Below are 25,512 nucleotides of genomic sequence, written 5' to 3' on the forward strand. Positions count from 1 at the left end.
CGCCGGCCACCCGGCACCACCGGGCACCCCGGGTTGCGCGGACGCTTGTCGCCGGCGGCGGCATCGAAGGTCGACCGACCGTGGAGAGGTGGAGCTGGTGACTGCCCCGGTGGGAGTGGGCCTGACCCGGGTGACCGTGTCGACCCCGCATCGCCGCGTCGATGTCGCGCTCCCGGACCACATCCTCGTCGCGGACCTGCTGCCGCACCTGCTGCGCCACGCCGGCGTGGAGATCGCCGACGCCGGCGAGGCGCACGGCGGCTGGACCCTGCGGCGCACGTCCGGCGGCGAGCTCGACGCCGACAGCGATCTGGCCAGTCAGTCGGTTCGCGACGGCGAGCTGCTGCACCTGGCCCCGCGCCGGCTGAACTGGCCGGAGCCGGCCTACGACGACGTGGTCGAGGTGATCGCCAGCTCCGCGCGGCGCGCCGGGCGCTCGTGGGGCGGCGCGGCGACCCGCCGCTTCGGCCTGGCGATCGTCGGCGCGATTCTCGTGCTCGGCGCGTTCCTGCTCGCGATCGCCGGCTCGCCGTGGCAGCTGCCCGGCGGCATCGGCCTCGGCGCCGCGGGCGTGCTGATCCTGTCCGGGGTGTTCCTCGCCCGGGTCGGCGGCGACGCGGTCGCGGGGGCCGTCGTCGGCGGTTACGCCCTGCTCTACGCCGCCCTCGGCGGCGCCCTCGTCACCGCGCCGGCCGGGCAGGCGCCCGGGCACCTCGACAGTGCCCAGGTCGTCGCCGGCGGCGCCGCGCTCATCCTGGCCAGCGCGATCGCGATGGTCGGCGTGGCCGCGCTCGCCCGCATCTTCGTGGCCGGCCTCGGCGTCGGGCTCGGTGCCGTCGTCGGCGGCCTGATCTGCCTGGCCGGCGCCTCGGCCGGCAGCTCCGCCGCGGCCGTGCTCACCGTGACGCTCGGCCTGCTGCCCGCGCAGCCGCTGCTGGCCAGCTCCATGGGGCGCATCCCGCTGCCGGCGCTGCCGCAGCGCCCGGAGGAGATCCTCGAGGACGCGCCGCTGCCCGAGCGGGCCGGCGTCTTCGCCGCCGTGGCCCGGGCCACCGAGCTGCTCACCGGCGCCCTCGTGGCCACCGCGGTGGTCGGCGTGGCCTGCGGGGTCATCCTGCTCTCCGGCGCGGGCATCGGCGGTATCGTGCTGGCCCTGGTCGGCGCGGCCGCGCTGCTGCTGCGCGGCCGGCTGTTCCCGACCGCCGCCCAGCGCCTGCCGCTGCTGATCGGCGCGGTGAGCATCGTCGCCGTCGCCGGGTACGGCTGGATGCGGCACACCGACCCGGGCTCGGGCCGCGTGCTGCTGCTGTCCGTGGTGCTCGCGGTGGCGGCGGTGGTGCTGGGGGCGACGCTGCGGTACAGCCGCCGCAGTCCCTCGCCCTATCTCGGGCGCATCGCCGACCTGCTGGACGTGCTCACCCTGATGTCGCTGATCCCGCTCGCCTGCTGGGTGCTGGGCGTCTTCCAGACGATCCAGGGCCTGTTCTCCTCGGTGGGCTGACATGGCATCCCGCCGCGACCAGCTGCAGTCGTACCAGTTCCGCAGCCAGCGCGTGGTCAGCGCGTTCGTGATGCGCGAGACCGACCCGGCCCAGTCGCCGGCCCGCCGCGGCGGCGGCGCGCTGCTCATCGGCGGCATGGTCACCGTGCTGGTGGCCGCCGCGTTCGGCGTCATCGGCATCCTGACGAAGACCGGCGGCAACAGCTGGCGGGTCGACGGGACGGTCGTGGTCGAGAAGGAGAGCGGCGCGACCTTCGTGTACTCCGACGGGGTGCTGCACCCGACGCTCAACTACGCCTCCGCGCTGCTGGCCGCCGGGCACGCGCCGCCGGTGGTGAAGAGCGTGGCCGCCAACTCCCTCGGCGACACGCCCCGCACCGCGCCCGTCGGCATCGCCGGCGCGCCCAACTCGGTGCCGGACGCCAAGCACCTGACCGGGCTGCCGTGGACGATCTGCTCGGCGCAGAACCGCAACACCGGCAACGGGCTCGGGGCCACCGTCGTGCAGCTTTCAGCCGGCCGCGCGGCCGCCGGGACCAAGGCGCTCCCCGCCGACGACGGCATCCTGGCCACCGACAGCTCCGGGGCACTTGCGCTTATTTGGCACGGTTATCGGTACCGCATGGACAAGTCCGTGCTCGCCTCCCTCTTCGCCGCCGCGCCCAGCACCCCGGTCGGCAGCGCGCTGCTGGAGAGCCTGCCGTCCGGCGCGGACATCAAGGACATCCAGGTGCCCAACGCGGGCGCGAAGAGCACCGCGATCCCGGCCCACAACAACGGCGAGGTGCTGGTCGCGCAGACCGGCGGCGGCCCGCTGTACTACCTTGTGTTCGACGACGGCCTGGCCCAGCTCACCGAGCTGCAGAAGGACATCGCGGTGAAGGCCGGCGGCAACCCGGTCCAGGTCGACCTCGGCTCGGCGGAGAAGGCGAGGAAGTCCAACGCCCTGCCGGCCGTCCAGGGCGCGCAGGCGCCGCCGGTGAGGCCGCCGCACCTGACCGCGCCGGGCGCCGGCGATCAGGTCTGCGCGGAGTACGGCGACTCGGGCAACGCCAGCATCTCCGTCGGCCCGGCCGGCGACTTCGAGGGCGTGCCCACCCGCGGGCGCACCGCGTCCGGCGGCGCCCTCGCCGACCTGGTCGCGGTCCCGTCGGCCAAGGCGGCGCTGGTGGTCAGCGAGCCGACGCCGGGCTTCCCGATCGGCGGCTGGTCGCTGGTCACGGACACCGGCATCCGCTTCCCGGTGGCCTCCCGCGACGACGTGACGTTCCTCGGCTACAACCCGGAGGCCGCGTCGCCGGTGCCGGCCGCGCTCCTCGTGCGCATCCCCGTCGGCCCGGCGCTCAACCGGGGCGCGGCGGCGACGGCGGCGCCGCTCAACGCGAAGTGAGGCATGGTGCCCGCATCGAGCACCATGCCAAGTGATGTTCATCGAAGATCGTGGTAGCGCAGAAACTTGCGCTGCTTGATAGCCTCGGGTTCAGGCCGTGAAAACGACGGTCGGCCATACGTTGCCCGGACACTCTGTGAGACACGGTCCGACGCAGCCGGGACCACTGGCCGGTCGCAACCGAGAGACGGGGTGAGAGCAGTGGCAGGACCAACTCGGGTAACGCCCGAGATGCTGAACAACGCGGCGAACGTCGCGACGCAGACGGGCGAGGGCATCGCCCTGAACCTGACGCGGCTGCTGAACGAGATCGAGACGCAGGCGGCGGTCTTCCAGGGTGGCGCGGGCAACAGCTTCCAGAACGTGTCGGCCCAGCTGGGCCAGGAGCTGCGCGGAATCCTCGAGGCACTCAACACCATGGCGAACAACGTCAGCCAGTCCAACGCGGCGTTCGGCAGCACCGACGCCGACGCGGCGGCGGAGATCACCAAGGTGGCCAGCGAGTACAACCCGGGCCTGGGTCCTGTCGCAAACGCCCTGCGCGGCTGAGCGGGACGACGGAGAGGAGAACGAGATGTCTGACGACCTGGTGTACGACTTCAACGGCATCAACTCGCTGTCGGGCTCGATCACGGCGTTCGTGACCCAGATGAACGAGCACCTCGCCGAGGTGGACCGCACCTTCAACAACCTGCTGGCCAACGGCTGGCAGGGTGCCGGTGCGGACGCGTTCCAGGGCTGCAGCGCGAAGTGGCACAGCAACGCCGACCAGATGGCCCAGACGCTGCAGACGCTGTCGCAGAAGGTCGGCAACGCCGCCGTCAACATGCAGGCGGCCGACGCCGCTGCCGCCGCGCGGTTCTGAGCCCCCGGGTTCGACCGACCGGTTCGTCGCACTTGGCCGGCACTCACCCGACTGCGGTGGGCGCCGGCCGAGTGCCGTTTCAGGCCTTGGACGACGGGGTGGGAACGAGCGCCGGCGGCTCGTGCGAGCGCTCCGGCGGGCGCAGGTTTCGCGGCAGCGAGGCGCCGTCGCCCTCCTCGGCGACCAGCCGCGCGCGGCCGTCGGCGACGAGGTCGGCGGCGAGGCGCTGCAGCCAGTAGGGCACGGTCCGCAGCTGCGACCAGAACTGCCGGAAGTCGTCGGCCACCCGGTGCAGGAGGTGCCGGCAGCGGTACTCCGCGTCGAACGTGTCGGCGTCGCGGGGATCGTCGTCGTCGAGGTACCACACGGAGCCCACGTCGCCGCCGCGGACCTTCACCGCGATCTGGCCGCCCTGCACGTGCCCGGCCACCATGAACTCCCGCGTCAGCCGATCGGCGAACCAGCCGCCGACGTAGACGGGGTCCTGCATCCAGTCCTCGCGGGCGAAGCCGAAGAAGTACTGGTCCGCCACAAAGCCGAATCCCGGGTGTACCGCGGGAACGTCCGGCCGGCCGCCGTTGGTCTCGAGGAGGAACTCGCGGTACGCCTCGGGCAGCCGATAGCCGATGGACTCCTCGACCCGGGCCAGCCCGCTCTCCGGCAGCCGCACCCGGCTCATCGCCCCGATGCCCGGCGCGCCCGCCACGTCGACGCCGCGGCGCCCCCGGTCGGCGCGCATGGTCGATACCCCGCCGAGGTGGGCGAAGCTCGCGTGCAGGTCGGCCGGGACGAGCGCGATCCGCCGGGTCAGGCCCACGTGCGCCCACGTCCAGCCGTGCGGCGTGGCCAGGTCCGGCGCGGCCATCGGCGAGCCCGCGGCGGCGAGCGCCGCGTTGGCCGCGACGACGTCCAGCACGCGCATCTCGTCGACGCCGCGCCCGGGCGGCGGGTCGGGCAGCTCGACGACGGCCCGCGCGTACGGCGCCCACACGGGGAAGCCGAGGCCGCCGACGACGACGCCGTCGCGGTACCGGATGCGCATGATCGGGGCGGGCGGGTGGAAGACGGTGAGCGCGTAGCGGGCGCCCGGAATCGGCAGATCCCGCACCGCCCGGACGGAGGACTGCGCTGGTACCGCAGGCTCGCTCACTTCTGGTCCTCGAAGAGCAGCACCGGCGGCAACGGCTCGGGCGAGTCGTTCGGCTCCATCGGCGGCGGGGCCAGCATGGGCCGCCACGAGTGGCGCCGCCGCGTGCGGATCCCGACCGCGACCATGCCGACGAGCACGGCGAGCCCGAGGGCGCCGGCCGCCAGCAGCAGCGCCCGGTCGCGGGCCCGGGCCTTGGCCGCGTCGACCGCCGGCGCCGGCGGCGGATCGTAGCCGGGCACCGGCACGCCGGACGTCTGCACCAGCGTCTCCGTCAGCGCGCGGTACGGGTTGACCATCCCGGCCAGCGCCTTGTTGCGCGACGTCGGCTGGGTCGGCGTGGCCGTGGCGGTCAGCTGGCGCTCGATCGCGTCCGGCGAGAGCTTGGCGCTGCGGCTGCGCACCAGCGCGACCGCCCCGGCGACGTACCCGGCGGCGAGGCCGGTGCCGTCCACGACGACCAGGCCGCTGCCGGTCTGCAGGGTGACGACGCCGGCGCCGGGCGCGCCGAGCGAGACGTAGTCGCCGGAGCCGGATCGCTGGACCACGGCGCCGGAGACGTTCAGCGCCGTCACCGCGATCACGCCGGGCGACGAGGCCGGATACGGCTTCGGGTTGTCCTGGCCGGGCGGGTCGCCGGCCGAGGCGACCACGGGGATGCCGGCGGCCAGCGCGGCCCGCACCGCCGCCTCGAGCTCCTCGCTGTCGGTGTAGGCGACCAGCGGCACGCAGATGACGTCGACCTTCGCGGTCACCGCGGCGTTGATGCCGGCGGCGAGCACGGCCGGGGCGACCTCGCCGCCGGCCCGCTGGTCGGCGACCCGGATGGGGACGATGCGCGCGTTGGGGGCCACCCCGATGACGCCGGTGTCGCCGAGCTGGCCGCCCGCGATGACGCCGGCGACCTGGGTGCCGAGGCCGCTGCAGTCGGTGTTGCCGGCGCCGGGCGCGCCCGGCAGGACGCTGCTGCCGGCCTCGACCCGGCCCTTGAGCTGGGCGTGGTTGCCGTCGACGCCGGTGCTGAGCACGGCGACGCGCTGGCCGGAGCCGCCGCTGAGCGGCGCGACGCGGTCGAGGGCGAGCGCGGGGCGGGCCCAGTTGGCCTGCTTGCCCGTGCTGCCCGGCTCGGCGCAGTTGGGGGCCGCGGCGGCGGTACCCGGCCGGGCGAGCGTGGCCGCCGCCGGCGCGCCCAGCACCGCCAGGGCCGCCAGCGCCGCACCGAGCCGCCGATACCGCTGGATGTTCACGCCACCGTCCTTCGCGTCGCCTCCGCTGCGACGATACGTGGTTTGCATGGCCCGCGATCAGGCCGGTTCGTCTTGGCGCAGGAGCATGATCTGGATCGCGGGATCGGCGAAGTACTCCTCGTCGCTGCTGCGCGGCGGCTGCCACGGCGCCCGGTGGCTCGGCGGCAGCGACTCGCCCAGCCCGTCGGGCCGCACCTGGGCCGCGTCCCCGGCGTTGACGAGCGCGGCCGCCGTGGTCAGCAGCTGCGCGGCCGGCCGGTCCAGCCGGTTCCAGAACTGCTCGATCGAATCGGCGCACCGGTGCAGCAGGCGCGCGGTCACCTCGGCCGCGTCGTCGCGCGCGTCGGCCCGGTCGTCGTCGTCGTCGAGGTACCAGATGGAGTCCGGATCCTCGCCGCGGACCTTGACCGCGATCGTCCCGCCCTGCACCCACCCGATGGCGAGGAAGTCCTCGGTGAAGCGGTCGCCGGTGAACTGGTTGGCGACGATGAGGTCCTGCGCCTGATCGTCCCGCGACAGCCCGAAGAAGCGCTGGTCGGCCACGAACCCGAAGCCCGGCATGACGCCCGGCTCGCGCGGCGCGGCGCCGTTGGTCTGGGCGAGGAACCCGCGGTACCGCGGCGGCAGCGCGTAACCGAGGCGCCGCTCCAGCTCGTCCAGCACGTCGGCCGGCACCTGCTGCAGCTCGCCCCCGACGCCCGCCCACACCGGCTCCAGGTCGACCCGCAGCCCGCGCACCGACCGGTCGACGGGCAGCGCGCTGACCCCGCCGGCGTGCCGGAACGACGCGTGCAGCTCGATCGGCACCAGCGCGACCTCCCGCCGCGCGCCGAGGTGCGCCCACGTCCACCCCTGCGGCGTGCGCGGCACGTCGCCGTCGTCGCCGTCCCACAGCGGATCGGTGCCGTCGCGGCGCAGCACGGCGTTGGCCGCCAGCACGTCCACCACCCGGATCTCGTCGACGGTGAGCCCGGCCGGCACCTCGCCGAGCCGCACCACCGCGCGCGCGTGGAACTCCCAGTCCGGAAACCCCTGCGGGTTGATCAGCACGCCGCGGTCGTGGCGCTCGCGCACCAGCGGCGAGCCGAAGCTCACCAGCCGCAGCGCATACTGCGCCGCCGGCCACACGCGCTCCATCGGTGCCTCCGTCTGCTCAGCGTTGCGCCATCTGCAGCAGCTGCAGGTAGCTCGTTCGTACGGCGGCGAGCCGGTCGAGCCGGAACCGCCCGGGCTCGGCCCGGTAGACCGCGCGCCCCGCCTCGGTGAAGCATGCCTCCTCGGGCACGGCGTCCGCTCCCGCGGGCGCGAACCGGGCCACCTCGGTGAGCGCCGCCGCGGCCCGCCCGATGGCGAAGCGGAACCGTTCGCGTTCGGCGGCGTCGGCATGGGCCGACAGCATGGGCACGGATCGGGAGAGCCGGTCGGACTCGGCCAGCCACTGGCCGGGGTCGATCAGCTCGGAGTGCGGTCCGTCGCCGTAGCTGAAGTCGGCCCCCTCGGGGGTGGATGCTGGTGGCTCCGGCGGCAGCCGGAAGATGAAGCGGCGCTCGCGGCCGCACCGTGGGCACTGGGCCGTGTACTCGCTGGCCGGCTCGCCGTTGTCGAGCGTGCGCACGACGCTGGTCCAGTTCGCCCGGGTGGCGCCGCAGACGCACGCCTGCAGGTCGAGGAAGAGGTGTGCCTCGGGGCTGGAACGGGCCAGACGCGGCCGCGCGGGCTCAGCCGACGCCCAGTCGGGCGCGCCGAAGTCCTCGCGCAGCATGTCCTGCAACAGCAGCAGCCGGCGCCGGGTGAAGCGCCGGGGGTCGGCGTCGTACTCTCCCCGCCCGCGCCGGGTCCACAGGGCGGTCGGCGGGACCGCGTCGGCGCCGTCCGGCAGGAACTTCATCGCCTCGTCGATGAACACCCAGGCCAGCTCGGTGTGCAGTCGCGCGCCCGCGGCGTCGCCCGCCGCGAGGTCGCGCTTGACCTGGTCGATCACCGGGTACGTCATCGCCAGCCACTCGCCTGCGTCGAACAGCTGCGAGGGCTCCGCGCCGCCGTAGAACACGGTCACGCCCTCCGGGCGCCGCAGGTGCCGCTCGGGGAGGCGAAAGAGGTGCTCCTGGTGCTCGCCGCAGTTGCTGCAGTCGCCCGTGTACCGCTCGGCCATGCCCTCGCCGAGGTGCTCCAGCACCGAGTTCCAGGCGGTTCGCCGCGCACCGCAGCGCGGGCACAGCCGCATGTCGACGAAGAGCCGCGCCTCGGCCGGCGTGCGCGCCAGTGGCGGCTCGACCGGCATCGGCGCCATGCCCGGCGGCGCCGAGGCCGGATCGGGGGCGGCCGGGACGCCGCTGAGGATCGCATCGGTCCCGCGCCGGTAGTCGGCCTCCGCCTCGGGCGGGATGTTGGCGCTCCACTGTTCGACGGTCATGCCCTCGTACGGGAAGTCGTCGATGCCCCACTTCTCGGCCCACTCGGTGTGCCAGGCCTGGAGCGCGGCCGTGATCCGCCGCCGCTGCGGCGAGGTCTCGCTCATTCGGCCAACTCCAGCAGGTGTAGATAGCTCTGCCGCACCGCGGCGAGCCGGTCGAGCCGGAACCGCCCCGGTTCGGCCCGGTGCACCGCGCGGCCGGCCTCGGTGAAGCACGCCTCCTCGGGCACCGCCGTCGCGCCCGGCGGCGCGAAGCGGGCCACTTCGGCGAGCGCGGCCGCGGCCCGCCCGATGGCGAAGCGGAACCGTTCGCGTTCGGCGGCGCTCGCGGCGGCCGGCAGCATGGGGACCGATCGGGAGAGCCGGTCGGACTCGGCGAGCCATTCGCCGGGGTCGACCAGTTCGGAGCGGGTTGCGTCGCCGTAGCTGAAGCCGGCGCCCTCGACGGGGATCGGGGGCGGTTCGGGCGGCAGGCGGAAGACGAATCGGCGGTCGCGGCCGCACTGGGGGCAGGCGGCCCGGTACTCGCCGGCCAGGTCGCCGTCGAGATCGCGGATCGAGCTGGACCAGTTCGCCCGGGCCGCGCCGCAGACGCATGCCTGCCGGTCGAGATACAGGTGCGCCTCGGCGCTGCTGCGCGCCAGCGGAGGGCGGGCGGGGCCGCCGGCCGGGGTTGCCCAGTCCGGCGGGCCGAACTCCTCGCGGAGCACGTCGTGCAGCAGTCGCAGCCGGCGCCGGGTGAAGCGGCGAGGTTCGCGTTCGTACCGCCGGCGGCCGGCCGGAGACCAGAAGGCGGTCTCCGGGATGGCGTCGGCGCCGTCCGGGATGAACTTCAGGGCCTCATCAACGGCCGTCCACGCCAGTTCGGTGTTCCGCCGCACGGCCTCGGCGTCGCCGGCGGCGAGGGCATCCTTCGCCCGCGCGACCATCTCGTCCCACAGGTTCAGCCACCGGCCGGCGTCGACCAGCTGCGAGGGGTCGGGGCCGCCGAAGAAGACCGTGCGGTCGCTCGGGCGGGGCAGATGGCGCTCCGGGAGGCGGAAGACGTACTCGCGGTGCTGGCCGCAGTTGCCGCAGTCGCCGGAGTACCGGTCGCCCAGGCCGTCGCCGAGCTGGATCATCGCCGAGGACCACCTGGTCCGCATGGCGACGCCGCAGCGCGGGCAGGGCTCCGTGTCGACGTAGAACAGCGACTCGTACGAGGTGCGAGCCAACGGCGGCGTGGCCGGCGCATCGGGCTCCGGCTCGGGCTCGGGCTCCGGCTCCGTGCGCGGCCGCGGCTCGATCGGGATCGGCGCCATGCCGTCGGGAATCCTGAACGGCGCGGGGGCGGGCCGGGCGATGCCGCGGATCTCGTCGGCGCGGCGCTGATACTCGGCCTCCGCCTCCGGCGGGATGTTGCCCTCCCACTCGTCGATCTTCCACTTGGCGGCCCATTCCATGTGCCAGGCCTGCAGGGCGGCCATCATGCGCCGCCGCTCCGGATCACTCATAGACCAGCACCAGCCGATCGGTGTCGGGGGCCCAGACCAGCGGCAGCCATGCGGAGCCGCCGTGGACCAGGTACACCTCGGACAGGGACTCGGCGCGCCGGGAGAGCTCGGCCAGGCGGGCGGCGTGGCCCTCGGACAGGCCGGGGACGGGCGGTATGCGCAGGCGGTCGAGGATCTCGCGGGCCTCCTCGGCGTCCGGGCGGTGGATCGTCGCGCTGTCGCCGAGGAGGCCCGTGACCTGGCGCAGCACCGGCATCACGCCCTCGATGGTGTCGCCCGCGGTGAACAGGCGGGGGACCATGTCGCCGGCCCAGTCCTCCAGCTCGGCGGGGTCGAGCGCGGCGAGGCGGGCCGCGACCCGCGGGGCGCCGGTGAGGGGCCAGTCGATGGCGCGCCGCATGCCGTTGAGGTCGCCCCGCAGGGTGGCGTCGACGAAGCGCTCGACCAGCGGGAGCGACAGGCGGGACAGGTCGGGGCCGCCCTCGCGGTGCCAGAGCGGCAGCGCGCCGGCGAGTGCGGCGGTGTGGTACGGCGGCAGGGGCTCCCCGGTCCAGTACACCTCGATCTGCGGGGCCGGCCGCTCGTCGGACCAGTCGAGCAGCCTGGCCAGGTCGGCGGCGACGGTCCAGGCCTCGGCGCCGGGGTCCACCTCGACGAGGAAGACGCGCGTGGGCGCGTCGCCGTCCGGGCCGGTGCGCCAGGCGCGGGCGACCGTGACCACGAACGGGTCGACGTTGATCGCCGCGGCCGAGTAGTCGTGCTCGTCGCGCTCGGGCGTCTGGCCCGGCCGGGCCGGGGCGAAGCGGTGCGCGGTCGGCGGGATCTCCTCGGCGGTCGGGATGAGATCGATCCCGGCCGGCGCCTCGGGGCCGGCGTACTGCGCCTGCAGCCGGCGCAGCAGCTCGACGTCCGCGGCCGGCAGCGAGACACCCGCGCCGGCCACGCCGCCGCTGATCAGGTCCGGCATGTACTCGAGCTCGGCCCGGCCCAGCCACGCGCGGGCCTCGATCATCCAGTCGTCGGGCATGCGGCCGGCCAGGTGCAGCAGGACCCGGTGCAGACCGGAGAACACCGGCCAGGCCTCGTCGGTGGGCTCGCCGGCCATCTCACCTCTCCGTCATGATGATGATCTCGCAACGATCCTGCCAGTATTCCGGCAGTTCCGACCGTACCTGGGCCGCGAGGCCGGGGTCGTCGACGCGGTCGATCCGCGAGCCGGGCGGCAGGACCACCTCGCCGTCGGTGTTGAACGACGAGAAGACCGAGATGTCGCGCGCGTTCTGGCCCGTGAGCTTGAACACGACCAGCACCTTCTGGCCGGCCGCCGGGTTCTCGCTCATGAACCGTACCCCGACGTCGAGCTGGCGGCTGGTGCTGAGCACCTCGCGCGCCATGCCGTGCGGGAACAACCGGCTGCCGTAGATGGGGGAGTGCACCGGAGTGCGCCAGTCGCCGCGGTACACCAGCACCGGGCGGTCCGGGCTTCCGACCGTCGGCAGCTGCATCATCGCGTCCTGGACCATGTCGGCGTGCCAGCGCATCTCGCGCAGCAGCTCCGGGCCGACGGCACGCAGCTGCCGGCGCAGCGCGAGCTCGGCCAGCCCGCGGGCCTTGGCGGCGTCGTAGGCCTTGAGCTTGGCCTCCTCCGCGTCGACGATCCGCAGGTCGCGGCGCAGCTCCTGGGCCCGCCGGGTCCACTCGTACTGTTCCCGGCGGGCGTCGACCCACCGCTGCGCGTCCGGGGAGAGCGGGGACTCGGAGGTGAGGTGGCCGGTGTCGGCGTGCACGACCTCGCGCAGCTTCAGGGGCAGCGGCAGCGGCCGCACCTCCCGGGCGAGGTTGTCCAGGTAGTTGTCCACGAGCTGGTCGACCTTGCGGTCGAACACCTTGCGGACCGCGAGGTCGCTGTGGGTGAACATCTCCGACCGCACCACATTGTTGATCAGGTAGTGGCTGTGCCGGGTGTACACCGCGATCGCCATCACGTGGGGTTCGGTGAGCCGGTCGGCCAGCGCCTGCACCGCCGCGCGGTCGTTCGGGTCGATCCCGTTCTCGCGCAGCCAGTGCTGCAGCTGCGGTTCGTGGACGTTCCCGCTGCGCAGCTGCGGCCACACGCGCTGCGCGATGTCCTGGACCTTGTGCTGGGTCTCGCTGAAGCCGGCCGGGTCGACGGCATGGGCGTAGTAGCGGGCCTCGTGCGGCACCAGGCCGTCCGGCGCGACGTCCGCGCGCAGCGTGGCCAGGTCGAGGTTGGGGATTTCGCGGTACATGTACGCGGGCTCGAAGCGCTCGGCCCGGGCCGACTCGGGCAGAATCCCGGCCATCTCGGCGCCGCGCAGCATCTCGTACAGCGAGTGGTCCCGGCCGGGCAGCATCCAGCCCATGAGGGCGTTCAGGAAGCGCTCGTTCTGGGCGTGGTCGAGCCCGATGAGCTTGGACGCGGTGAGCATCCGGGCGGTGGTGCCCGAGACGCCGTCGACGGGCAGCAGCCCCCGCTCGGCGACCGACCGGGCCCACCTGCTGTCGGTCGTGTCGTGCGCGGTCAGGCCCTCCCGCCACGGCAGCGGGGTGTGGTCGGTGAAGGGCCCGTCGACCCGCGACTCGACGTACGCCCGCTCGTACACGCCCAGGGGCACTCCGAGCTCCGCGTAGTCGTCGGCCGTGTGGATCAGCCCGAGCCGCTCCTGCTCCTCCGGGGTGCGGTTGACGCGGGCCTTCTGGCTGACGGTGATCTCGCCGAGGTCGCGCACGGGTTTGGGGGCGCGCAGGGAGACGTTGCCGGTGCCGAACGGGTCGCGGTCGAACTGGTACTTCATCACCGACGCGAAGGCGCTGCGCACCCGGCTGTCCAGCTGCCGCTGGACGTCGCGCAGCTCGGCGACGTTGACGCCGGCCTCGCGGGCCGCCGCCCAGCGGTCGTGGTCGATCACGCCCATCAGCGAGTGGGCGAGGGTCCCGGGGTGGTCGCGGTTGAAGTACGCCGCGTTGTAGAACGAGGTCATCAGCTCGCGGACGTTGCCGTGCTCGAGCAGCTCGTCGAGGGTTACGCGGGTGCCGACCTGCCCGGCGCTGTCGGGCACGTCGTCGCGGAAGAACGCCGACTCCACCCGCGCGCGCAGCACGGCGGGGTCCGCGTGCGGTTCCGCCGCGGCGGCCAGGCCGGTCAGGACGTCGCGCAGCCGGGTCACCGCGGCCCGGGTCGCGTCCAAGGTCCGCGGGTCGTTGAAGAAGTGCGCTCCGACCTCCTGCTCGAAGCGCGTGGCGTCGTCGTGCCAGTGCCGGTCGCCGTACATCTCCTCGAACCTGAACGGCGCCGGCAGCCGTTCCGGCATCGGGGGCCGGTCGCCCTCGGGCGGCGCGTCGCGCAGGTGCTCCTCGACGAGCGCCCGCCGGGCCGTCGTGGCCTCGTCGTGCCCGCTGAGCCCGAGGTGCTCGTCGAGCCGGTCCAGCTCCTCCTGCGCCGTCCGGCGCTCGGTCCGCGACAGGGAGTGGTCGCCGGCCTGCTCCTGCAGCAGTCGCCGTTCGGCGAGCCGCCCGACGTCGTGCGGGCTGAGCCTGGCCCCGGGCTCGTGGGTACCGGGCCGCAGGGCGTCGGGTATGTCGACCGGCTCGCCGTTGCGGTGCCGGCGCAGGATCTCGTTGGTCTCGGCGACCTCGTGCACCACCGCCCGCGGGATCGCCGCGTCGGCGGCGCGGTCGGAGATCTCGATGCGGTACCCACCGCCCTCGGGCGGCACGGTGCCGTGCGGCAGGTCGTGCCCGGCCGCGTCGATCGGGATGCTGCGCGCGACGGCGTCACCCGGCCAGTCCGTGCGCTCCGGCGTGGTGCTGGTGAGCTCGACCCGCAAGTCGCGCAGCGGCGCGTCCGCCGGCTGGCGGTACAGCGTGTCGTGGAGCACCTGCCGGCCCTGGTGCGCGACCTCGGCCGGCGCGGGCTCCGGCCGGGCGTAGCCGTGGAACGTCGGCGACTTGGGGACCGCGGACGCCGTGACCTGCTCGCCGCCGCGCGGGAATCGCGGGCCCTCGGAGCTGATCGGCTTCTCGCCGCTCCAGGCGCCGCCCAGCAGCGCGCGCTTGCCGACCCACATCCGATCCGGATCAGTGGGGCCCTCCGGGCGCCCGGCGTCGGCGATCTCGATCGGCCGTGGGTAGTCCTCCACGCCCTTCTGCAGCCGCCGGCCGTGTTCATCGAGCTTGGGCTCGTACGCGCGGTCGAGGACCGCCTTGGCGGCCTGGCGCTGCCGTTCGATCTCGGCCGCGAGAGCGTCGTCGGTGACGCGGTACTCGCGCCTCAGTTCGTCGATCTTGACCGAGTGGTCCCCGCCGGCGAACCGGCGCGCCATGTCGGCATGCTCGCCGAGCCGGTCCATCGCCCGGTGCAGCCGCTCGAACATGTTCCGTGCGTGGCCGACGTTGGCCCAGTCCATGCCCTCGCGCGCGTGGACGTAGCCGCCGGCGTCACTGGCGGCGTGCAACTCGACGTGTTCGACGCCCGAGTACCGGTACCAGCCTTCGAGATGCTGGTTCAGCTCGCGGTAGAAGCCCCGCCCGCGCACGCCCTCATCAAGCCCGATGCTGACGTGCTGGACGATCAGGCGCCCGGAATTCCTCTGCAGGGTGAACGTCATGCGGCCCGCTGCTTTGCCGTCGGGCCCGGCGGCCTGCAGCTTGATGTGCAGCGAGTCCGGCCTGGCGTCGATCGGGTGGTCCGGCTGCAGGCGAATGTCGAAGCCGCCGAACCGGCGCCCCTCGAAGAGCGGCCGGATCGCTTCGACGATCTTGTCGTGCCAGCGGGCCGCCTCCTCCCAGGTCTGTGGGATGACTTCGTCGATCGAGGGGGCGCGCTGCTCACGCACCCAGCGCGGATCCGACCAGACCTCGTCGTGCGGGTCGTGCTGCGGTCCGGTCGGCTCGGCCGCCCGCTCGAGCCGGGCCGGGTCGTATCCGTGCTCGGCCAGGTCGCGGTCGATACCGCGCAGGTCCTGCCGCAGCTCGTCGTGCTGCCAGGCCTGACGCTCGTCGGCCAGCCGGCGCAGCAGGCTGGCGCGCTCGGACAGGCGTCCGTCGATGTACGGGTCGTGGCTGCGGTTGGCGCCGGCCATCCGGTCGCCGAGCTCATGGGTCGAGCCGTGCGGCTCGGCGTGCCAGCCGGGCGCCGCCTGGTCGAGGGTCTTGGTGATCTCGTGCAGCCAGACGCGTTGCATCAGGTCGCCGTGCGTCGTCCGGCCGACGGTGATGACGTGCGGGTCGCCCTGATGCCCGGTGTGCACGGCGCTTTCGGACACCGCGCTGGTGTGGTCGACGACCCTGACCTCGAAATAGTGCGGACGCTGCGTGTGGAGATCGACCCGCACGAGGTGGCCGTCGCTCGCCAGGCGGACCACCCCGCCGCGGAAGTCGGCCGGGTGGACCTCCGTCTCGGCGATCGCACGAGCCTCCCCGACGGTCAGGCCGTACCTGGAGTCCGGGTCGACCACGTGCCGGGTGCCCTCGATCGGGGTGTTGGCCCGAGGATGCTCAGGCTCGGCGGCGCGGGCCCCGGCGTCGTGATCGGGCCGTGCGGCGCCGTGCGCATGTTCGTCGATCAACGCGTGCCGGGCGGCCGTGGCCTCGTCGTGGCCGCTGAGGCCGAGATGTTCGTCGAGCAGGCCGAGCTCGTGGTGCACCCAGGCGCGGTCGGCCTCCGACAGGGACCGGTCCGCGGCCCACTGCTGCAGCAGGCGCCGCTCGGCGAGGCGGCCGACATCGTGGGGGCTGAGGCGGGCGCCGGGTTCGTGGGCGCCCGGGTGCAGCGCATCCGGGATGTCGATCGGGTCGCCGTTGCGGTGGCGGGTCAGGATCTCGTTGGTCTCGGCGACCTCGTGGACCACCGCGCGGGGAACCGCCCAGCTGTGTGCGCGGTCGGAGACCTCGATGCGGTAGCCGCCGCCCTCCGGCGGGACGGTGCCGGGCGGCAGGTCGCGGCCGGCGGCGTCGAACGGGACGCTGCGCGCGACGGCGTTGCCGGGCCAGCCCGGCCGGTCCGGCGACACGCTGGTGAGCTCGACCCGGGTGTCGCGCAGCGGCGCGTCGGCGGGCAGATGCCGCCCCGCGTCGGCCAGGGCCTGGCGGCCGTAGTGCTCGACGTGCGCGGGCGCGGGCTCAGGCATGGCGTGGCTGTGGAACGTCGGCGACCGCGGTACCGAGTCGGCGGTGACCTGGTGGCCGTCGCGGGCCAGGCGGGGGCCGTCGGAGCTGATGTGTTTCACGCCGTGCCAGGCGCCGCCGAGCAGGGCCCGCTTGCCGGCCCACATCCGGTCCGGCCCGGTGTCGCCGTCGAGCGGGCGGCCGGCGTCGGCGATGTCCTTCGGGGTCGGGAAGTCGTGGGAGCCGTATGGGTTGTGCTGCGCCCGGTTCAGGACCTCCTGGCCGGCGAACCGCTGGCGCTCGATCTCGTAGTACAGCTGGTGGGCGTCGGCGGCGCGGTACTCGTGGGCCAGGTGCTCGACCGGGATCGAGCGATCCGCGTAGATGTAGCGCTGTACGGCCTCGGCCTCGCGGGCCAGGCGGTTCACCTGCAGCTGCAGGCGGTCGAGCATGCCGCGGGCGGCGTGCGGGTTGGCCCAGTCGACGCCCTCGCGGGCGTGGACGTAGCCGCCGGCCGACTCGGCCGCGTGCAGCTCGACGCGGTCGACGCCGGAGTAGCGGTACCAGCCCTCGAGGTGCTGGTTGAGCTGGCGGTAGAAGCCGCGGCCGCGCTCGCCGCCGGTGTCGGTCAGGCCGAGGTGGTCGTGGTGCACGACGAGCCGGCCGTCCTCCGTCCGGCGCATCGTGAACGACATGTGGCCGGCCTTGGTCCCGTCCGGGCGCACGGCCTCGAGGCGGATCTGCAGCGAGTCGGCGTGCGCGACGATCGGCAGGTCGTGCTCCAGCCGCATGCGGAGGCCGCCGAACTGATAGGGCTCGAACAGGGAGCGCACGGTCTCGACGATCGCGTCGTGCCAGCGCGTCGCCTCGGCCTTCGTCTGCGGAATCACCTCGTCGATCGACGGCGCACGGTGCTCGCGGACCCACTTCGGCTCGGTCCAGACCTCGTCGTGCGGGTCGTGCGCGGGGCCGGTCGGGTCCGCGACCTGCTCGAGCCGGCCCGGGTCGTAGCCGTGCTCGGCCAGGTCGCGGTCCAGGCCGCGCAGGTCCTGGCGCAGCTCGTCGTGCTGCCAGGCCTGCCGCTCGTCGGCCAGCTGACGCAGCACGTGGTTGCGCTCGTTGAGGCGGGCGTTGACGTACGGGTCGCCGCTCTGGTGCGGCGCCTCGTGCTGCGGCACCTCGGCGCGCCACCACGGCGCGGCCTGATCGAGTGTCTTGGTGACCTCGTGGAGCCAGACGCGCGGTACCTCGTAGCCGTCCGTCGTCGAGCTGATCTTGATCACGTGCGGGTCGTCGGACCGGCCCGTGTGCACGGCGCTGTCGGAGACGTTGCGCATGTCGTCGCCGACCTCGACGCGGAAGTAGTGCGGGCGCTCGCCGCGCAGGTCGACGCGCAGGAGCCCGCCGTCGCGCTCCATCCCGACCACGCCGCCGCCGAAGTCGCCGGGGTGGGTCTCCTCGGCCCCGATGATGTACGCCGTGTCGGAGTTCATGCGCAGGCGCGTGCCGTCGGGCACGTGCCGGGTGCCCTCGATCGCCGTGTTGGCCCGGGGGTGCCCGGGCGGCCCCCCGTCGTGCGCGGGATGCGCGCCGCCGCCGTGCGATGGCGGCGCGGGCTGGTCGGCGCGCACCCGGTGACCCTCGACCGGACGGTCCGCAAACGGGTAGTGCTCGGGCTCCAGGTCGGTGCTGCGGGTGCCGATGACCTCGCCGCGGCGAATTCTCGGCTCCACCTGCGTCCAGCCGGCCCGCTCGGGCTGCACCTGGTGCGGGTTGCCGAAGCCGGGCTGCGGGTCGACCACGTGGCCCGGGACCGGGCCGGTCTCGAAGGCCTCGACGCCGCCGTGCTCGCTGACGAACACCTCGCCTCGCGCGGCGACCACGGTGAGGCCGGTCCGCTCGGCCACCTGTACGGCCAGCGAGGTGTCCTGGCCCCGGAAGCCGCCGCCGTGGGCCTGCACCCCGGCTTCGCAGGTGACCAGCACGACCTTCTTGATCGGGCCCATTTCGGGGTGGTCGGCGACGATGCGGTTGAGCACGCGGCCGACCTCGGCGCCGGTGACGTCCAGGCTGCCGATCCGCGCGCCGATCGCGTTGCCGTCGACGTGGCCGTGCATGACCACGACCACGGTGTCCGGGCCCATCTCCGGCACCCGCATGCCGTAGTCGCGCAGCCGGTCGCCGTGCCCGGCCAGGACGACGAGCCGGCGCTGCGGGTCGATGTGCGCCTCGGCGATCGCGTGGTCGACGTAGTCGGAGCGCAGCCCGAAGCGGTCCAGCAGGACGTCGTCGCTGGCACAGGGGAACTGCTCGGAGTGGTCGATCGGCTCACCCTCGTTGCGGTGGCTGGCCATCTGGCCGCCGCGGAGGGTGTCCCGGACCCGGGTCTCGAGCTCGCGCATGTATTCGCGGTGCTCGGGGGAATTGGGGCGGTAGTCGGGGTGGCCGGGGTCGCGCACGGGCGGCGTCTCGCCCCGTCCCCGCATCTCGGCGCGCAGGTCCGCCTCGACCATCCGCGCGACCTTGCTCAGCGTGGTCGGCTCGGCGCACTTGCCGTGGGTCAACGACTGCAGCGACCTCGGGATCCCGTCGAGCTCGTTCATCACGATGTCGTGGCGGGGGCCGCTCTCGGGGTGCGCACGCATCGCGGCCGCATTCGCGGCGTCGCGAGTCATGGCGAAGTCGCCCCGGACTGCGTTGCGCTCGCTCGTGGGCTTGGCTTCCCAGGCGGCATTGTCCAGGCCGGTGTCGTGCACGGTCCGGTCGACGCCGATCTCACGCATGCTCGTGGCGGCCACGATCCGCCCGTCGGGGAGCACGACGGCGGCCGACATACCGCCGATCTTGCCGACCTCCTCGGGCGGCAGCTCGCCCTCGAGCCACCGGTCGGTCGTGTCGACCAGGCGGGTGTACTCGTGTTCGGCGAGCTGCTGCGCTGCGCGGTGCGCGGCCTCGCGGGCCGCGGGGCCGTCGATGCCGCCCTCCATGTGTTCGAGCGGCAGCCGCTCGAACGTCGCCTCGCTCCAGTGCAGGGTGGAGCGTTCGGTGACGAGCTGCCAGTGCCCGGAGCCCTGCTTGTCGTACACCAGGAACCGGCGCTCGACCACGTTCTCCCGCGGCGTCGGCTGCTCCTCCAGCCGTAGCTCCACCGGCTCGTGGACGGGCGCATGAGCGGGCTCTGGCACCGCCGGTTCGGCCTCACGATGCTCCGGCTGCCCGTCGTGCTCTTGGCGCGCCACCCGGTCCTGGCGCGGTTCGTGTTCCTGCGGTTGGTGTTCCTGCGGTTCGCGTTCCTGCGGCGGCTCGTGTTCCGTCCGGCTGTCGTGTTCGAGGGGCCGTTCGTGCTCGGGCGCGCCGGAGCGATCCGAGCCGCGCTCGGTCTCCGCCCGGCGGTTCTGGGTGCGCTCGGCGGCCTCGGCGGCGACGCGGTCGACCCGGGCGCGGTCCGGCCGGGTGCCCGAGGCGTCGCCCATCTCCGTGCGGACGTACTCGTGCAGCCGCCTGGCGGTCGCGATGTTGTCCGGCGCCGTGGAGCTGAGGACCTGGCGGGCGAGCTCATGCGCGTGCTGCCGCACCACTTGCGGGTCGGCACCGGTCAGGCCGCCGGGCACGCGGGCGTCCAGCACGTCGGCGAAGAGCCGCCTCGGGAACTCGGTCGGATCCTTGGGCGGCCCGGCGGAGGCGCTGACCCAGTGCGTGCCGTCGCCGTCGCCACGCTCCGGCAGGTGCGGCTCGGGATGCGTCCGACCCGCCTCCGGGTGCGCTGCGCCCGGCTCGGATTGGCCGCCGACGAGCGTGGCTTCGCGGCCCTGAGCCGCGAGATCGCCGAGCTGGTGTTCGACGTGCTGCGCCGCGTGCGTCGGGCGCCCGGCCGGCGGATCGCCCAGGTGCGTCCGGTGCTCGGCCCGCAGCGCCTCGGGGGCGCGGGTGTCGTTGCTGTGCGACAGCACGTTCTCGGCATGCGTGAGCCCGGTCGGCCGGTCGACCGTCACCTGCGGGTGGCGCGCGGCCATCTGCTCCGGCTGCACCTCGGTGCGCGGCTGCTCGATGGGTGGCCGCTCGCCCTGGGTGTGCTCCGGTCGCCCGTGTTGCGTGGTCGCCGGATGGTCGATGGTCCGGTCGCGGTCGTCGGAGCCGCCCGCGCGATCGCTGCGGTCGCCGTCGTTATTGCGGTCGGTCGTCTGGGCATGGTCGACCGTCTGGCCCTCGATGGTCCGGCCGTGGTCGATCACCGTGCCTTCGAGCGTCCGTCCATGACCCGTCTGGGGCCGGTCCGGTTGCGTCTGCTCGGTTCGGCCATGATCGTTGGTCTGGGTGTGGTCGTTGGTCTGAGTGTGGTCGTTGGTCTGAGTGTGGTCGTTGGTCTGAGTGTGGTCCTTGGTCTGAGTGTGGTCGGTCGTGCTGGTGTGGTCGACCGTCCGGCCGTCGATGGTCCGATGGTGATCGGTCGTCGTCGTCTCGCCCTCGACCGTTCGCGTGTGGTCGGTTCCGCCATGGTCGGTGAGCCGCGTGGGGTCGCCGCCGGTCTCGCCGCGGCTGGGCGGCAGGCCGCGCTGGTTGTCCCGCGGGCCGCCGCCGCTGCCGCCGTCGCGCGTGCTGGTCGCCGGCCGATCCATCACCGACGTGCGCGTGCCGCCCGCTTCGCGGCCACCCGGGCCGGTGCCGCCCGGTTCCCCTCCGATGCTGCGGGTGGCGGAGACGCCGCCCTCGGGGGCGGCGTGGATCTGGACCATGGTGCCGTCGGTCAGGCGCCAGCCGATGCCGTGCTCGCTGGTGTAGCCACCGGCGCCCGTGTGTGGGTCGCCGGTGAAGACGTGGAGGCCGTAGTGCTCGTTGTCGATCGAGAAGGTCTGGTGGCCGGGGCGCTCGCCGAAGCTCGGCACGACGTGGCTGGCCGCGCCGGCCAGCGCGTGCGGCGCGCTGAACACGAGGCCCATGCGCACGCCGTCGCGCATGCCGTGCCAGAGGTCGCCCGACCAGTTGAAGCCGCCCTCCGGGGTGCGGCCCATCGCCAGCTGGACGCCGTCGGTCGCCATGGCGGCGGCCCCGCCGGCGAAGGCGCCGGTGGCCATCTTGCCGAGCAGGCCGTGGCCGAACATGCCGCCGCCGATGATCGCGCCCTGGCCGAGGGAGAACGCGACCTCCTCCATGTTGATGGAGCTGCGCTCGCCGGTGGCGAGCTCGAAGCCCTGGGCGAGGAAGTCGACGCCGCCCATGAACCGGGCGCCGTGCCAGGCGAGCTGCCCGACGTAGCGCCCCGCGGTGCCCATCATCGTGGTGCGCCCGAGCTGCTGTTCGACGTAGCGGTCGAGCATCCGCTGGGTCGCGTCGTTCAGCCCGCGTTCGCCGAGGCGGCCGAGCTCGCGTTCGCCCAGGCGGCCCAGCTCCCTTTCGCCCAGGCGGCCCAGCTCGTTGCCGGCGGCCCTCGTCGTCCACTTCTGCATGAGCTTGTTGCGCAGGTCGGCGGCCATGCGTTGGCTGAGCTGGTTGGCGGCCCGGTTCAGCGCACGGTTCGCCGCCCGTCGCTCGGCCCCCTTGACGCCCGCGCGCCGCAGCTCCCGGCGCAGCTCGCGACGCAGCGCCGAGCGCATGAGGTCCTTGCGGAACTGGGCGGCGGCCCGCTCGCTGGCCGCTCGCGAGAGGATCCGGCGCGGGCCCAGGTCCTTCAGGGCGTCCAGCCCCCCGCGACCGAGGGCCTTCACCCCGTCGCCCAGCGCCTTCGCGCCGCCCTTGGCCGCATCCTTGGCGACGGCCTTGAGGAAGTCCTTGGTGGCCGCCTTCGCGAGCACCTTCTTCAGCTCGCCGGTGACGAGCATCTCGACCAGCCGGCGAAGCGCCGCGAGGCACGCCTTGAAGGCGTTGGCGATGCCGGTTCTCGCGGCCGCATACGCCAGGCCGAGTTCGCCGAGGGAGACGCCGCCGGTGAAGAACGCGCTGACGATCGCGACGATCGCCTGGACGAGCAGCATGATGAGCGTGAAGGCGATGAAGAACTCTTCGGTCTCCAGCTCCAGACCGTAGTTCTGCACGATCATCTGCATCGCGGCCATGGACTGGATGACGTCGCCGACGTCGAGCAGGTGCTGGTTCCACGCTTCGCTGAACGCCAGTGGTGCGCCGTCGCCCTGCCAGCTCTCCACGATCGGGTCGGCGGCGTGCTGGACGTCGTAGTAGTACGTCTCGAGGCGTTTCGCGGCGTCGCCCCACGCGTCCGCGAGCCGGTAGATGTCGGCCGGGTTGGCCTCGGGCAGCTTGCCGATCATGAGATCGATCGGCCACGTGCCGCAGCCCGGGATCCACTTCTCGAGCTGGGCGAAGGCGTTGAGAATCTCCGCGAACAAATGGTCCTGCGGCAACGCGCTGCCTCCCCCGGTTTTGCCGCGCCCTCAGCTGCCGGCCTCGCGGGCCGCGCTCGTGGATCAGGTCTGGGTCGTCTGGACGGAGTTGATGTCCGCCGCACCCTGACCGTCGGTGACCAGGTAGTCCTGCATCGTCGAACTGACCGCGTCGCCGAGCTGGCCGGACGAGGTGGCCAGGCTGACCGACGCGTCCTTGGTTGCGTCCGTCGCCCACGCGGTGCCGGTGGCCACCGGGGTGTCCTGGCGGTAGGTCTTGACGAACTCCGCGGCGAAGTCGTCGGTGCCGATGACGCCGTCGCTCTCCAGGGACTTGATGGTGGCCAGGAGCCCCCGCAGGTCCGACTCGAGGGCGTGGGCCTTTGCGGTGATGTTGGTGGCCACGCCGATGATCTCGGCGGGCGAGCCCTGAATGCTGAAGTAGTTGCTCATCTGCGCCGGCTCCCCTCGTCGTCATCCTTGTTCAGGTCTGCATCGTGCCGGGCGATCACGCCCTCGAGCTGATCCTCCCCGCCGAACGGGCCGCGGCGCAGGTGCACCGGGACGGCCTCGTCGACGATCGTCGTCGTCTTGCCGTTGGCGTCGTTGACGGCGTTGCGCGCGGCGATCAAAATCGCGTCCGCCAGTCCTCGCGCGTCGGGGTTGCGGAACACCCTCGGGTCGATCTCGAGGTCGACGAGCTGCCCGCGTGGCCCCACGACCGCCTTCACCATCCGGTCCGGTGAGTAGCCGGTCCCGGTGATGCGGGAGATGCGCTTCTGGGTCTCGTCGAGGCCGCCGATGGCGCGCTTGAGGTCATCGACGACGGAATACAGACTCGCCCAATCCGGACGTTCCACCGGACTCATCCCGCGTCTCACCTCGCTCCCCGTCGCGTTGTTGTCCCTCAATGTACTCAACATCGGCAATCCGTGGCGAGGTGAGCCCGTTCACCTGCTCGTCGCCGTCGATATCTTCCGGCGCCGGCCGGTCGGCGCCGGACGGGCCCCACAGCAGCAGCCCGGGCACGTCGGCGCCCTCGACGCGGAACGGGGCGTCGGAGCCGGGGTCGATGAGCAGCGCACAGTCATCGCCGGGCCACGCGGCCAGCAGCTCCTCCAGGCCGGCCCGGGTCCACGCGACGCCCTCCGGGTGGCGCGCGGCGAGCTCGCGCTCGGAGGTGAAGACCTCGACTGCGGGACCGTCCTCGTGCCGGGCGACCGCGTACCGCGGCGGCGGCCCCACCGTCACGGGTACCAGAAAATCGGCCCGGTTGAGCTCGGCCAGGAAGTCGTCGAGCACCCCGTCCATCTGGGGATCGGCCGGGTCGGGGTCCGACTGCGCGGCGATCGTGGCGAGGGTTGGCACCACCCGCTCGCCGCGGGCCGCCTCGGCGAGCGCGGACAGCGTCACCCACGCGTCGATCGGGGTGCCCGCGTTGACGGCCAGCCGCCACGCCGGATTGGGCCAGCGGCCGGCCAGCTCGTCGTAGCCGGTGACGGTGTAGGAGTCGACGAGCGCGCCGACCGCGCCGACCAGGGACTGCACCGACGTGAACACGAGCAGATAGGTCTCGCCGAGCAGGTCGTGGGTGAGGAAGCGCTGGCCCTCGGGCTCGTCCGGGAATGCCGGGAGGAACCACAGCGCGTCGCGGACGATGCGGCAGAATGCCTCGCGGTCGTCGCCGGCGAGCGCCGTGACCAGCTGCGCCTCCGTCTCGTTGCCGGGAAGCCAGGCGGGCTGGATCGGATCGGGCGCGGTCACGGGGCCGATCCGGATCCGCCGGGCCCGGGCGGCTCCTCGGGCAGGTCGCCGTTCATGAGCGCGGCGATCGCCTCGTCGAACGTCGCGCCGGCGAGCCGCTCGACCGCGCCGGTCAGGTGAACCGAGCCGTCCTCGGCCATGACGAGCACCGTCTCGCCGTCCTCGACGTAGCCGAGCTGGAACACCGGCTGATGCAGCCGGCTGCCCAGGAACATCACGTCGAAGGCGTCGGAGAGCAGGCTCTTGGGGTCGCCGAGCGGCGGCGGGAAGATTACGAAGGGCACGCGGGCGGACGTGATCCCGCCGGCGTTGTCGCGCGATTGCAGCCCGCCGAACTCGGCGAAAACCTTACGGGCCGCCTCGAACGGCTCCGGCAGCGCGAACCGGCCGATGCGCCCGTGCAGCTCGCGCAGCCGCTCCATCTCGCCGGCCAGCCACGGCTCGACCTCGGCGGAGACGTCCCGGTCCGGGCGCCAGCCGATCGCGAACAGCCGGCCCTGCAGCTCCCGGGGGAAGCGGGCCGGGTCGGCGACCAGCCGCTGCTCGACCGTCCAGCGGTCGCGCTGGGCCGAGTAGATCGCGTCGGCCTTCGAGGCCGCCTGGACGGCCGCGGCCACCGTGTCGGGGCCGGCGGGTGCCGGCCGGTATCCGGCGGCGGCGATATGGGCGAGAAAGTCCGGCTCCGGCGGCACGAGGTGCCAGCGCAGGTAGTAGGCGACCGAGTCGTGCCAGATCCAGCGCCCGTCGGTGCGGAAGACGTTGGGGATCGCGCCCAGGCGGCGCGGCTCGAGCAGGTCGCCGGAGCGGGTGCGGAAGTCGGCGATGACCGTGGCGGACTCGAGGTAGTTCAGGACCCGGCGGCGCTCCTGCACGTCGGTCATCCGCCCGCGGGCCGCATCCACGCGCGGCCGGCCGTCGGCCAGCGGCGTCTCGAACACCCGGGCCAGCCGGAACCCGTCCATTTCGCCCGGTTGCTCCACAGGTGCGAGCCGGACGACGGGCGGATCGTCGGTGAGCACCCACCTGCCCGGACGTCCCTGTTCGTCCACCTCCGGGTCACTCAACGCCGTTGCCTCCATTCACGCTCGCCGAAACCGCAGCCCACGCCGTAACTTGTGAGGCACAGCCTAGCCTGGGCACATTTGCGGTCGGCAACGGTTGGCGCGTTCAATTAGGCTGGTCACTGAAGGCGGCTTCGGCCGGGCGGTGGCGCGATACGGGGAGGTAGCAG

The 25,512-nt window shown here is 73.6% G+C and carries 15 protein-coding genes; 4 read left to right on the forward strand and 11 right to left on the reverse strand.

The features are described 5' to 3' along the window. Nucleotides 1–97: 97 nt before the first annotated feature. The 4 genes from eccD (at nt 98) to ACQEVU_RS06770 (ending at nt 3,756) form a co-directional block, all read left to right on the forward strand. Complete coding sequence (gene eccD / locus ACQEVU_RS06755; protein WP_433321664.1) at nt 98–1,501, forward strand: type VII secretion integral membrane protein EccD; 1,404 nt, start codon at nt 98–100, stop codon at nt 1,499–1,501. A gap of 1 nt (nt 1,502) precedes the next feature. Then, a complete protein-coding gene (gene eccB, locus ACQEVU_RS06760; RefSeq protein WP_433321665.1) occupies nt 1,503–2,891 on the forward strand; it encodes a type VII secretion protein EccB in 1,389 nt (462 codons plus the stop codon). A 201-nt stretch (nt 2,892–3,092) separates the two neighbouring features. After that, complete coding sequence (locus ACQEVU_RS06765; RefSeq protein WP_433321666.1) at nt 3,093–3,440, forward strand: WXG100 family type VII secretion target; 348 nt, start codon at nt 3,093–3,095, stop codon at nt 3,438–3,440. 25 nt (nt 3,441–3,465) lie between these two features. Continuing rightward, on the forward strand, nt 3,466–3,756 hold the full coding sequence (locus ACQEVU_RS06770) for a WXG100 family type VII secretion target (protein ID WP_433321667.1): 291 nt from the start codon (nt 3,466–3,468) through the stop codon (nt 3,754–3,756). 79 nt (nt 3,757–3,835) lie between these two features. Here the strand turns inward: ACQEVU_RS06770 and ACQEVU_RS06775 are convergent, their stop codons facing one another. The 11 genes from ACQEVU_RS06775 to ACQEVU_RS06825 all read right to left on the reverse strand — a co-directional run bounded on the left by ACQEVU_RS06775 (nt 3,836) and on the right by ACQEVU_RS06825 (nt 25,345). Continuing rightward, complete coding sequence (locus ACQEVU_RS06775; RefSeq protein WP_433321668.1) at nt 3,836–4,906, reverse strand: SMI1/KNR4 family protein; 1,071 nt, start codon at nt 4,904–4,906, stop codon at nt 3,836–3,838. Next, nucleotides 4,903–6,150, reverse strand: a complete 1,248-nt coding sequence (locus tag ACQEVU_RS06780; protein WP_433321669.1) for a S8 family serine peptidase — start codon at nt 6,148–6,150, stop codon at nt 4,903–4,905. Before ACQEVU_RS06780 ends, ACQEVU_RS06775 begins: the two co-directional genes overlap by 4 nt. Before the next feature lie 57 nt (nt 6,151–6,207). Further along, on the reverse strand, nt 6,208–7,287 hold the full coding sequence (locus ACQEVU_RS06785; RefSeq protein ID WP_433321670.1) for an SMI1/KNR4 family protein: 1,080 nt from the start codon (nt 7,285–7,287) through the stop codon (nt 6,208–6,210). 16 nt (nt 7,288–7,303) lie between these two features. Beyond that, nucleotides 7,304–8,668, reverse strand: coding sequence for a hypothetical protein (locus ACQEVU_RS06790; protein ID WP_433321671.1), 1,365 nt, complete (start codon nt 8,666–8,668; stop codon nt 7,304–7,306). Next, a complete protein-coding gene (locus ACQEVU_RS06795; protein WP_433321672.1) occupies nt 8,665–10,056 on the reverse strand; it encodes a hypothetical protein in 1,392 nt (463 codons plus the stop codon). The genes ACQEVU_RS06790 and ACQEVU_RS06795 overlap by 4 nt, the downstream gene beginning before the upstream one ends. Beyond that, the gene (locus tag ACQEVU_RS06800) at nt 10,049–11,161 is read right to left on the reverse strand and encodes a hypothetical protein (RefSeq protein WP_433321673.1); all 1,113 of its coding nucleotides are present in this window, start codon (nt 11,159–11,161) and stop codon (nt 10,049–10,051) included. Before ACQEVU_RS06800 ends, ACQEVU_RS06795 begins: the two co-directional genes overlap by 8 nt. Nucleotide 11,162: 1 nt before the next feature. Continuing rightward, entirely contained in the window at nt 11,163–22,538 is an 11,376-nt protein-coding gene (locus ACQEVU_RS06805) for a hypothetical protein (RefSeq protein WP_433321674.1), read from the reverse strand. 63 nt (nt 22,539–22,601) lie between these two features. Beyond that, nucleotides 22,602–22,970, reverse strand: a complete 369-nt coding sequence (locus ACQEVU_RS06810) for a hypothetical protein (RefSeq protein ID WP_433321675.1) — start codon at nt 22,968–22,970, stop codon at nt 22,602–22,604. Beyond that, nucleotides 22,967–23,386 (reverse strand): YbaB/EbfC family nucleoid-associated protein, encoded by a 420-nt coding sequence (locus ACQEVU_RS06815; RefSeq protein WP_433321676.1) that lies wholly within the window; start codon nt 23,384–23,386, stop codon nt 22,967–22,969. Before ACQEVU_RS06815 ends, ACQEVU_RS06810 begins: the two co-directional genes overlap by 4 nt. Further along, nucleotides 23,334–24,281, reverse strand: coding sequence for an SseB family protein (locus ACQEVU_RS06820; protein ID WP_433321677.1), 948 nt, complete (start codon nt 24,279–24,281; stop codon nt 23,334–23,336). The genes ACQEVU_RS06815 and ACQEVU_RS06820 overlap by 53 nt, the downstream gene beginning before the upstream one ends. Further along, nucleotides 24,278–25,345, reverse strand: a complete 1,068-nt coding sequence (locus tag ACQEVU_RS06825) for an SUKH-3 domain-containing protein (protein ID WP_433321678.1) — start codon at nt 25,343–25,345, stop codon at nt 24,278–24,280. The genes ACQEVU_RS06820 and ACQEVU_RS06825 overlap by 4 nt, the downstream gene beginning before the upstream one ends. Nucleotides 25,346–25,512 lie beyond the last annotated feature (167 nt).

The organism is Dactylosporangium sp. CA-139066, assembly GCF_050936175.1.
Lineage (GTDB): Bacteria > Actinomycetota > Actinomycetes > Mycobacteriales > Micromonosporaceae > Dactylosporangium.

Excerpts from the sequence above, each read along its gene's own strand:
- eccB (WP_433321665.1), top strand. The coding sequence starts at position 1,503 with ATGGCATCCCGCCGCGACCAGCTGCAGTCGTACCAGTTCCGCAGCCAG.
- ACQEVU_RS06770 (WP_433321667.1), top strand. The coding sequence starts at position 3,466 with ATGTCTGACGACCTGGTGTACGACTTCAACGGCATCAACTCGCTGTCG.
- ACQEVU_RS06785 (WP_433321670.1), bottom strand. The coding sequence starts at position 7,287 with ATGGAGCGCGTGTGGCCGGCGGCGCAGTATGCGCTGCGGCTGGTGAGC.
- ACQEVU_RS06790 (WP_433321671.1), bottom strand. The coding sequence starts at position 8,668 with ATGAGCGAGACCTCGCCGCAGCGGCGGCGGATCACGGCCGCGCTCCAG.
- ACQEVU_RS06795 (WP_433321672.1), bottom strand. The coding sequence starts at position 10,056 with ATGAGTGATCCGGAGCGGCGGCGCATGATGGCCGCCCTGCAGGCCTGG.
- ACQEVU_RS06800 (WP_433321673.1), bottom strand. The coding sequence starts at position 11,161 with ATGGCCGGCGAGCCCACCGACGAGGCCTGGCCGGTGTTCTCCGGTCTG.
- ACQEVU_RS06810 (WP_433321675.1), bottom strand. The coding sequence starts at position 22,970 with ATGAGCAACTACTTCAGCATTCAGGGCTCGCCCGCCGAGATCATCGGC.
- ACQEVU_RS06815 (WP_433321676.1), bottom strand. The coding sequence starts at position 23,386 with ATGAGTCCGGTGGAACGTCCGGATTGGGCGAGTCTGTATTCCGTCGTC.